Origin of the sequence: Candidatus Thiosymbion oneisti, from assembly GCF_900092655.1 — a bacterium.
In the GTDB taxonomy this organism is placed as follows: domain Bacteria; phylum Pseudomonadota; class Gammaproteobacteria; order Chromatiales; family Chromatiaceae; genus Thiosymbion; species Thiosymbion oneisti.
Window position 1 is genome coordinate 1 of the sequence record NZ_FLUY01000017.1, and the last position, 9,616, is coordinate 9,616.

Below are 9,616 nucleotides of genomic sequence, written 5' to 3' on the forward strand. Positions count from 1 at the left end.
GCGCTCACCACATCTTACGGCCCTTGCCCAACCTACAAGATCATGTTTTCGGGAGGATTTATACGCGCTCGCCCTGAGAGACACAGAGGACCCAGAGAGTACACCGAGGAATTTTTCTTCAGACCCGGCGAGCATGGCGAAAGCATGCAGGAAATGCTCTGATTTCTCTGTGCCTCTGTGGTGAAACGAAAAGGCCCGGTAAGCAGTGACAAGTCAGGATTCACACCACTGACGGCAAATCGATTGCGACCGATTTGCGTCGATTTGCGGCAAAAAGGAATTTGCCGTACCGGATTAGTCATCCGCTTTGCGGGTGAAGCGTTGGATCAGCCGCCGCTCTCGCTTGTTGGGGCGGCCCCTTGCCCCCGGTGCGGCAGCACCGCTCTCACGCCGCTCCCGCACCTGGGCCTGGCGACGTAGGCGGCTCGCTTCGCTCTCCTCATAAAGCAGAGCGGCCTCGGAGGCCGGACGGCGCTGCCGAGAGATGCCCTTGACCACCAAGTCCCATTGCAGGGAGCCCTTGTGAATGACCAGGTGTGTCCCCGCCTGGATCGCCTTTCCCGGTTTAGTGCGCTGGCCATTGATCTGGACCTTGCCCCCGTTGATGGCCTCCACCGCCTGTCGGCGTGTCTTGAAGAAGCGCGCGGCCCAGAGCCATTTATCGAGGCGAAGATCGGCGTCCCCGCCGGCGGTGTTTGCGCTCATCGTCCCAGCAGGGGGTCGAGCTCCCCGCGTGCCTCCAGGGCCGCCAGGTCGTCGAAGCCGCCGACGTGAAAGTCATCGATGAAGATCTGAGGGACCGTGTGGCGCCGGCTGCGTTCCATCATGATCCGCATTTGCTCCCGATCGGTGTCGATACGGATCTCGTCGAACTCGATGTCCTTGCGCTGAAGCAGGTGTTTGGCCCGGGTGCAGTAAGGGCAGATTCCGGTCGTGTAGATGATGACTTTAGGCACCTGTACTACCTGGTAACTTCGATAAAACGAGCTGCCGGACTGGACGCTATCGCGCATTATCACCGATTGCCTGCGGTGGGTATATGCGCTCAGGGAGAGTATGTATAAAGCTTCCCAAAAACATGGTCTTGACGGAACGGTTTTCCCGGCTTCCAGTCGCCAGCCATCAGCCGTAGCGGAATCATTAGGTCTTGGCTCTTTATGGATTCTGGACTGCCAACGATCATGGAAGGGTCCCACCGGACGTTTTGGAGTGCGGCGGCAACCTCACCCCGATGCTTACCGGAACCTACAGCGCCAAGCATAAGCGGGGGGTCGGCCAAGTGGCACGATCCTGCCGCCGCTATGGGTTTGGCGATGTATCCGTTCCCAGCAAAGGTGTTGCGGCCAAGGGAAAGCGACGTCGCCGCGGCGCGGGTGGAACCTAAGTGCCCGGATTCCCGGCCAACGCCGCTGGTATCCCCCGTGGCTGAGGTTAGATGCGACCGCGCCGCTTTGCCGGCGCACTCCAAAGCAGTCCGGAATCCATAAAGAGCCTAGGTCTTTTTCAGGGCACCTTGGAAAATTCAAGGCATCCATGTAAAATCAAGAATGTCCTACCATTTTTCAAGGCCCCTTTCAGAACCCATGTCAGTCCGGTACGGGCTGATCCGTGGCGATCTCGAAGTCGCGGATGCGGACATCGACCCGCTTACCGCCGGGGAAGGACATCTCTTTGTACAGTTGGATGTTCATGGTGCGTAATCGGTATACTCAGGATTCGGGGTGATGGGCGGGCCGGGTCAAACCCTGCCCACCTGCCCCGCGGCTCCCTTCGCGCGCTCCTCAACGCTCTCTCCGGCGAGCAGGCGTAACGTCTCTCTGGCTTGCAGCAAAGGGTAGCTTCTTCTCGTGAGGGGGGCTGAACGGTTAGCCGCAATCGAAGTCAATCAGGTGATCCGCTTCGAACACGTCACGAAACGCTATCCGCAGCACGGGAATGCCCTCAGCGACCTGAGCTTCGAGCTCAAAGCCGGCGAAATGGCGTTTCTCACCGGCCACTCGGGTGCGGGCAAGAGCACCCTGTTGCGATTGATCGGTTTGATCGAACGCCCGACCCGGGGCCAGGTCATGGTCAACGGACGCAACCTGAGACACCTGCCCACACGCAAGATCCCCCTGCATCGCCGCGAGGTCGGGATGATCTTTCAGGACCACCGCCTGCTCGCGGATCGCACGGTATTCGACAATGTGGCCCTGCCCCTGGTTGCGGCCGGTTACCGGCACAAGGAGATCCGCCGCCGGGTACGTGCCGCCCTCGACCAGGTAGGTCTGCTGGGCAAGGAGCGGACCTTTCCGGTCACGCTGTCCGGCGGCGAGCAGCAACGGGTCGGCATTGCCCGGGCAGTTGTCGCCCGCCCGCCCCTGATCCTGGCCGACGAGCCGACGGGCAACCTGGACCCGGAGCTCTCGCGCGAGATCATGGGGTTGTTCGAGCGCCTCCATCGGGTCGGCATCACCCTCCTCATCGCCAGTCATGATCTGGCATTGATCGCGAGCCTGCCCTACCGGACCTTGACGCTGACCAACGGTTCGTTGGTGGGGGACACGGGCACCCGGTAACCTCATGCGCGCACATCGCCGCTCCGTCCACAGACGCGTTCGCGTCCACCCGTTTCACCTTCCGGCCACCTGGTTGAGCTACCACCTCCAGGTGGCATTGGGCAGCCTCGGGCGCCTGTTGCACAACCCGTGGGCGACAGGCATGACAGTTGCCGTAATCGCCATCGCCATCGCCTTGCCCGCGAGCCTGTACGCACTCACCCGGAACCTGAACCTGCTGAGCGAGTCCTGGGGCCAAACCACTGCCATCTCCCTGTTCCTGACCCCGGATACGGATATCGAGCAGGCACGGGCATTGGCGGTGGAGCTGAGGGCGCACCGCAATCTGGACCAAGTCACCCTCATCAGTCCGGATCAGGCGCTGTCGGAGCTCGGCGGTTACGACGGCTTCAGCGAGGCAATCACCCAACTCGAAGAAAATCCGTTACCAGTGGTACTTGCGCTGCAACCGACGCCGGAGGTCCGGATACCCGAGGCCCTGGAACGCCTGGCCAAGGAAGTCGAAGCGCTGCCCCAGGCCGATTTTGCGCGTCTCGACACCCGCTGGGTACGTCGTTTTCAGGCCATCCTGAACGTGACGCAGCGCGGGGTCGTGCTGCTCGGCGGTGCACTGGCCCTAGCCGTCCTGCTGGTGGTCGGTAACACGATCCGCCTGGAGATCGAGAACCGCCGCAACGAGATCGAAATCATGGAATTGGTGGGGGCCACACCGGCGTTCATTCGTCGGCCCTTCCTTTACACCGGCGGCTGGTACGGGTTGTTCGGCGGGATCGGCGCCTGGTTGCTGGTAACCTTGGCGCTGGCCCTTATCCAGGGTCCGGTTTCCCGTCTCGCCGCGCTCTATCATACCCAGTTCCCGCTTGCCGGCCTGGAGGCGACCGCTTCGCTGACGATACTCGGCGGTAGTCTGGGTCTCGGTCTGCTCGGGAGTTGGGTCTCCGTCGGACGCCACCTCAGCGCAGCGCAACCGCACTGAATCCCCACGTAGGTAGTGGTAAATTTTTAAATGGTTAGCATAGAGCGGTTCATTATGCCCCATTGCTTCATTTGATCCCCTCTCCCCGGCCCCCTCGCTGCGCTCGGCGCAGGCTCTCTCCCGGGGGGAGAGGGGGTGCAGCTTGTGGCGTGCCCAACCCACTGCTAGTGGCGATGTTTCCATTTAGACCTTAACCACTACCCCTACGTAAGCCCCATCCTGAACGCCAATTCGATATTGCCTGCGCACCTTTGCCGGTGCTAGTATATTTCTTATCGAAATACTCAGGTATAAGCCAAGATGACTACAGATATTGCAACCCTGCCGACAGGCAACATCGACGCCTATATCGGTGGCGCCTATCAGATACCCATCCTCACGGCAAACGAGGAACGCAGGCTCGCCGAGCAGCTACGTGACTATGGCGACATGGAGGCAGCACGGCGGTTGGTATTGTCCCATCTACGCTTCGTGATTCGAATCGCCCGCGGCTACCTCGGTTATGGCCTGCCGCTGCCGGATCTCATTCAAGAGGGCACGGTGGGTCTCATGAAAGCGGTCAGGCGCTTCGAGCCGGACATGGGCGTACGCTTGGTGTCCTTTGCCGTCCACTGGATCCGGGCCGAGATTCACGAGTACATCCTGCGCAATTGGCGGATCGTTAAGGTGGCCACCACCAAGGCCCAGCGCAAGCTGTTCTTTAATCTGCGCAGTGCCAAGAAGCGTCTGGGATGGTTCTCCCGAGAGGAGGTCGAGGGGGTCGCTCAGGATCTGGGCGTCAAGCCGGAGACGGTGTTGGAAATGGAATCGCGACTGGCCAATCAGGACCTCGCCTTCGACGGCGACGATAGTGACGACGACGAAGGTCCGTCGGCACCAGCAGCCTATTTGCCGGATATGCGGATGGAGCCGGCAAGCACCATCGAGCGCGAAGACACCATGACGGATCGCCGCCGCCGTCTCTTGAGTGCGCTCAATGGCCTAGATAACAGGAGCAAAACGATCCTGGAGGCGCGCTGGCTGACCGAGAAGAAGCAGACCCTGCATGAGCTTGCACAGCAGTTCGGCGTTTCCGCCGAGCGCATCCGGCAAATAGAGAAAACCGCCATGAAGACGCTACGACTACAGCTGGAGGTCTGATGCCTTCTTTGCAACATAGGCAGCCGCCAGCACGGGTCGACTCCTACCCCACATCCTGAAATGCCGGTAGTGGGAGACACGGAGTTCGATCGGTTTTCCAATTGATAGCGGGTTGATAGGGGGGAGGCATCCCTGCTCCCCCACGGGTACCTTAAAAATTCCTCAAGCTACCCTCGAAAGAATTATTTGATGAGCTTCTTGACCAGGCCAACGACGGCTAACAGCACGCCGCCGCCCACACCGCCTCCGGCGACACTGGTGAGGATTCCGGCGAGGTCTAGGCCTCCGGCGGCCTCGGCACCTCCTACGCCCAACATACCCAGTAGCTGGCCACCGAGCCCACCACCGATGATGCCGGCGATCGAGTTACCGAGTGTCCCCAGCGAAAGGTTCTTAAACAGCCCTCCAGCGATGTTACCACCGACCGCTCCGCTGACGAGCTGGATAATCAATCCGGTCAATCCTTCCACGATGTATGCCCCTTTGTATTGATGAACAACGAAATTACCGGTCGCACATGGGTTAACGCGACGCCACTCTCGATACCGGAGACGTGCAGCGCGGCGAAAAATCCATGCGTGACAGGTATACTATGAATGAAAACCTACCGGGTCGCAACGGATAGGTGTGGCGAATGGTGCCGGACTTCGAATCTAAATAACCCATCGAGCCTGACGGTAAGACTCGAAGTGGCCCCCTCGTTACAACGCAATATCCTGGACATACACATAGGTGCGACAAGAAAAGGGGTTAGGTAGGGCGCATGAAAGACAAGGCTAAGCACTCGCGGACAACCAAGATTGCTCCGGGCCACCGCCACGCCACAAAGGCGGTTTTGGTTCGTTGCCACGCATCGCAAGATGCGAGGGGTCCGTTCACCAAACAAACCAAACCCTTCGAACGGGATCCATTCCGCCGACGCTCGTTGCTCCATTCGGCAATGTACGCCCTTCTGACCGCATCTTCCCTGTCCCTCCTGGCATCCTGCGCTCAACTTCAGCTATCTCGGCCTCCGAAGGTTGTATCCACACCACCACCGAAGCCAAAGCCGAAGCCGGTAACACTCTATCAGTGGCAAGGGAACGGACGCAAAGTCTCCCGCATCGAGGTCGACCTCGACAAGCAAAAGGCCTTTTTCTACGCCGGACCTAATGAGATCGGTTGGGCTAGGGTAGCGGCCGGTGTGCGCTCGACTCCGACGCCGGTGGGAAAATTCAAGATCACCGAGAAGGTCGCGAAGAAGCGTTCGAACCGCTATGGGAAAATCTATGACAGCAAGGGTAATCTGGTCATTCGGAATGCCGCAACCAACATTGACACCATTCCGAGCGGGGGACGTTTCGAGGGTACGCCCATGCCCTATTTCATGCGGTTGACCAACGGCGGCGTCGGTCTCCATGGGGGGCCAATCCCCCGGGCGGGCCGACCAGCCTCTCACGGCTGCATCCGTCTACCCCCTAAGCTCGCCCCTATTCTGTATCAACACACGGCAATCGGAACCCCCGTACGCATCTTCGGCGGCCCCTCCGACAAGCGCTACTCCGGCACCTGGGTGCGAAGGCAGAGGACGTAAGAAAACAGAAGCTAAGGGCTGATCGGTTGCGGCGGGCTGATCGCACTCCCACTGCTCCCAGTGTCAAGTGCGGCGGCACCAACGGCACCGGCACCGACAATGCCCGCTACTATAGGTGCCGCAGCTATAGCAGGAGCAGGCGCTGCGCTAGGCGCAGCGAGTGCGGGTTCGGGCAGCAACGCGAGGGCCTTACAACATTCTTCGGCATCAACGGTATAGGGCGACACCTCCTCCGTTACCTCGTAGTCACAACCGAAATAATACTCGACCATGGCGCTCGATTCTTCCGAGACCATCACACGATTCCCCCCCTTGAGCTCCATACCCACCACGCCGTCGCTATACTTGGCTTCTCCCTTGTCCACCGTCACCTGGCCCTCGAGGCGCCCGAACACAGCAATCGCGTCATGCCGCGAGTGCTTACTCGCATCGAGGTGTGCGTAACAATCGCACTGCTCCTTGTTCACAGAATAGTCTGCGCCCCCTTCCACCGTGTAGCGGCAACCCTCACGATACTCTATGACGGCGGTTCCGCCTTCGGCAACACTCACCCGATCACCCTCTTTCAGCGCTGCGCGGACAGACTGCACCTGCCCATCGACCTGCACCTTCCCCTCGACCCGCACCAGCTCAGCTGCCGCATCCTCGGTGACAGGTTCAGCCCCCGGATTTTCGGCAGCACTTCCAACCCCCTCAGCTACCGCCTTCTCGGCGACAGGCTCAGCCCCCGGATCTTCGGCAGCACTTCCAACCCCTAACACCAGGGTTAGGCTCATGCCGGCGAGAAGGTGGGATGTGAAAATTCGTTTGAACATAAGCATTGCCTTAGCTCCTGACAAGCCGGTTAGTCAACTTTACTACATTACTGGTTAAGGTGTGGTTACCAACTTAGGGTTTAACCAAGGGTAGTGCTTATGTATGTAGTGATCGTGTAGTCTTCCCATCGAAGAGGGAAAAGGCTCAGTAGCACGCTCATCACTACACATTAGGCACTGCCCCCAACCTAACGGATCCACAAGATTTCACAAGGTTTTCGAGAAAACCTACCCTGAATGCCTTCCCCCTCCGCCCGCCAGTCAGGGAAATTGATCTAGCGCAGCTAAAAGCCACGTATCTAAATCCCCTCTCTAGGGAGCTTCGCCGACCAAGGTCGGGTGTCTTCCATGATTGTGAGCAGTCCGAAATCCATGTGGAGCCTTGATCAGCCCAACACTCCGCAGTCAGGGCACCCTTCTTCCTGAATGTCCGCTGAATCCGATACCATCCTCAATTATAGTATAGCCTAATCTTTGCGAGGGCCGAAACGGAAAAGACGCGGAAAAGACGCTTAAGGATAAAGATCCTCCCATCTTCAAGCACACAACTGCTTTGACAAATGGAGCGAGGCGGAAACTGCGTTTTTACTTCGCGTCTTAGAAATTGCCGGGGAAGCAATTTTTCAAGGCCCCTAACTAGAATTGCACCCAATTGCGCCGGGTGTCCACGCCAGATCCAAGTGCCGGGCGGCACCTACTTCGTCCAGGCGGCGGACCGGCATCCGGTGGGGTGCTCCCTTGACCAGGTCCGGTTGCTCCCGCGCCTCCGTTCGGATCTTTACCAGGGCCGCCACGAAACCGTCCAGCTCCTCCCAGGTCTCGCTCTCCGTGGGCTCGATCAGCAGGCACTCGGGAACCAATAGCGGGAAATAGGTGGTCGGGGCATGGAATCCATAGTCCAGCAGGCGCTTGGCAAAGTCCATGGCACCGATCCCCAGCTCTTTAGCCTCCCGCTGCAGGGTGATGATCAGCTCGTGGCCGGCACGACGCCTCCCGTAAGCGGGCTCGAAGCCAGCCTCGGTCAGGCGCTTGAAGAGATAGTTAGCGTTGAGGGTGGCAATTTCGGCCACCCGTCGCATCCCCTGGGCACCGAGCATACGGGCGTAAATAAAGGCCCGCAGCAAGATGCCCATATTGCCGCCGAAGGCCGTGAGGCGACCGATGCTGTCCGGGCGCGCCGTCTCGTCGAGCCAGGCATAATCGGTACCGTCACGGGCCACCAGGGGCACCGGCAGATAGGGCTCCAGGCGTTCCGACACCCCGACCGGACCGGCGCCCGGACCGCCGCCGCCGTGAGGGGTAGAAAAGGTCTTGTGGAGGTTGATGTGGATCACGTCGAAGCCCATGTCGCCGGGGCGTACCTTGCCCAGGATGGCGTTGAGGTTGGCCCCGTCGTAATAGAGCAGGCCACCAACGGCATGCACTCTAGCGGCGATCTCCCGGATGTTGCGATCGAACAGGCCCAGGGTGCTGGGATTGGTGAGCATGATGCCGGCGGTGCGGGGACCGACGGCATTACGCAAGGCGGCGATATCCAGGTCGCCGTCGTCCCCGGTGGGGATCTCCCTGACCTGGTAGCCGCACATGACCGCCGAGGCCGGGTTGGTCCCGTGGGCCGCATCGGGGATTAGAATCTCGCGGCGTGCAGCGTCCCCTCTGGCCCGATGATAGGCGCGGATCATAGCCACGCCGGCGAATTCACCCTGGGCGCCGGCGGCCGGTGCCAGGGAGACCGCATGCATGCCGGAGACCTCCTTGAGGATCTCCTGCAGCTCGTACAGACAGGCCATGACGCCCTGGCCGTGACTGGTGGGGGCCAGCGGGTGACGCCCCAGAAAACCCGGCAGCGAGGCCAGGCTGTTGCAGGCCCTGGGGTTGTACTTCATGGTGCAGGAGCCCAGGGGATAGAAGTGGGTATCGATGGAGAAGTTCCGCTGCGACAACCGGGTGTAGTGACGCACGACCTGAAGCTCGGAGACCTCCGGCAGATCGGGCCGCCGCTTGCGGCGCAGACGTTGCGGCAGGTCGTCCGGCACCAGGGCCGGCGCGAGCGGTGCCTGGGCGCCGGCACGGCGCCCGGGGCGTGATTGGTCGTGGATGAGCATGGATGGATGGCCGCGGAAATTCACGTGTTAGAAATAGCCTTCGTTCAGCACGTTTCCTTCTTCCGGATCTTGGTCGTTCAGAACACCCTCTATATGAGACACAAGGCGTGCGAACACGTACGTAGAGAATGGATTCTCGATGAGGTATCCAGCATATTCCTCACGAACTTGTTGCCGGCTTTCGTATGTTGCGTAGTGACGCCTTACCTGAGAACCAACTCTTTTTGCTTTTCGAAGAAGCAATACTTCATCAATATCAGTTGGTGCAGTGCTGATTGGAGTCATATCGAGCCATTCGCAAAGAAGATAATATTTCGCTCCTGGTACTGCCGTCTTTACATCATGTGCAGTCGCTGATGCCTCCTGAAACATTAGAGTTGTTCCCGATGTGAGTCTTTAAAAATCAATCGGTTATATTGGAACATGAGGCCGATACGGTGGTCGTTGAC

General features: G+C 59.6%; 10 protein-coding genes. 4 read left to right on the plus strand and 6 right to left on the minus strand.

Going from position 1 to position 9,616, the window contains the following annotated elements; genetic code table 11:
* Positions 1-294: 294 nt before the first annotated feature.
* Both BQ17_RS00145 and grxC read right to left on the minus strand, forming a co-directional pair.
* On the minus strand, positions 295-705 hold the full coding sequence (locus BQ17_RS00145) for an RNA-binding S4 domain-containing protein (RefSeq protein WP_089723737.1): 411 nt from the start codon (positions 703-705) through the stop codon (positions 295-297).
* Entirely contained in the window at positions 702-956 is a 255-nt protein-coding gene (gene grxC / locus BQ17_RS00150; RefSeq protein WP_089723738.1) for a glutaredoxin 3, read from the minus strand. The genes BQ17_RS00145 and grxC overlap by 4 nt, the downstream gene beginning before the upstream one ends.
* Positions 957-1,889: 933 nt before the next feature.
* Here grxC and ftsE point away from each other — a divergent pair.
* From ftsE to rpoH, 3 genes are all read left to right on the plus strand, one after another.
* On the plus strand, positions 1,890-2,558 hold the full coding sequence (gene ftsE / locus BQ17_RS00160) for a cell division ATP-binding protein FtsE (RefSeq protein WP_089723740.1): 669 nt from the start codon (positions 1,890-1,892) through the stop codon (positions 2,556-2,558).
* Positions 2,559-2,631: 73 nt separating this feature from the next.
* The gene (gene ftsX / locus BQ17_RS00165) at positions 2,632-3,534 is read left to right on the plus strand and encodes a permease-like cell division protein FtsX (RefSeq protein WP_256091416.1); all 903 of its coding nucleotides are present in this window, start codon (positions 2,632-2,634) and stop codon (positions 3,532-3,534) included.
* A gap of 300 nt (positions 3,535-3,834) precedes the next feature.
* Positions 3,835-4,674 (plus strand): RNA polymerase sigma factor RpoH, encoded by an 840-nt coding sequence (gene rpoH, locus BQ17_RS00170; protein WP_089723742.1) that lies wholly within the window; start codon positions 3,835-3,837, stop codon positions 4,672-4,674.
* Positions 4,675-4,856: 182 nt separating this feature from the next.
* Here rpoH and BQ17_RS00175 read toward each other — a convergent pair whose 3' ends face one another.
* Positions 4,857-5,126, minus strand: coding sequence for a hypothetical protein (locus BQ17_RS00175; RefSeq protein WP_207787917.1), 270 nt, complete (start codon positions 5,124-5,126; stop codon positions 4,857-4,859).
* Positions 5,127-5,614: 488 nt separating this feature from the next.
* Here BQ17_RS00175 and BQ17_RS00180 point away from each other — a divergent pair, with 488 nt between their 5' ends.
* The gene (locus tag BQ17_RS00180; protein WP_089723744.1) at positions 5,615-6,247 is read left to right on the plus strand and encodes a L,D-transpeptidase; all 633 of its coding nucleotides are present in this window, start codon (positions 5,615-5,617) and stop codon (positions 6,245-6,247) included.
* Positions 6,248-6,258: 11 nt separating this feature from the next.
* Here BQ17_RS00180 and BQ17_RS00185 read toward each other — a convergent pair whose 3' ends face one another.
* The 3 genes from BQ17_RS00185 to BQ17_RS00195 form a co-directional block, all read right to left on the minus strand.
* A complete protein-coding gene (locus BQ17_RS00185) occupies positions 6,259-7,062 on the minus strand; it encodes a hypothetical protein (protein WP_141699011.1) in 804 nt (267 codons plus the stop codon).
* A gap of 632 nt (positions 7,063-7,694) precedes the next feature.
* On the minus strand, positions 7,695-9,167 hold the full coding sequence (gcvPB, locus tag BQ17_RS00190) for an aminomethyl-transferring glycine dehydrogenase subunit GcvPB (RefSeq protein ID WP_089723746.1): 1,473 nt from the start codon (positions 9,165-9,167) through the stop codon (positions 7,695-7,697).
* Positions 9,168-9,194: 27 nt separating this feature from the next.
* Entirely contained in the window at positions 9,195-9,539 is a 345-nt protein-coding gene (locus BQ17_RS00195) for a Bpu10I family restriction endonuclease (protein ID WP_256091417.1), read from the minus strand.
* Positions 9,540-9,616: the final 77 nt, after the last annotated feature.

Bases quoted from the DNA above. Each gene is read 5' to 3' on its own strand.
- BQ17_RS00145 (WP_089723737.1), bottom strand. From the start codon at position 705: ATGAGCGCAAACACCGCCGGCGGGGACGCCGATCTTCGCCTCGATAAA.
- rpoH (WP_089723742.1), top strand. From the start codon at position 3,835: ATGACTACAGATATTGCAACCCTGCCGACAGGCAACATCGACGCCTAT.
- BQ17_RS00180 (WP_089723744.1), top strand. From the start codon at position 5,615: ATGTACGCCCTTCTGACCGCATCTTCCCTGTCCCTCCTGGCATCCTGC.
- BQ17_RS00185 (WP_141699011.1), bottom strand. From the start codon at position 7,062: ATGTTCAAACGAATTTTCACATCCCACCTTCTCGCCGGCATGAGCCTA.
- gcvPB (WP_089723746.1), bottom strand. From the start codon at position 9,167: ATGCTCATCCACGACCAATCACGCCCCGGGCGCCGTGCCGGCGCCCAG.
- BQ17_RS00195 (WP_256091417.1), bottom strand. From the start codon at position 9,539: ATGTTTCAGGAGGCATCAGCGACTGCACATGATGTAAAGACGGCAGTA.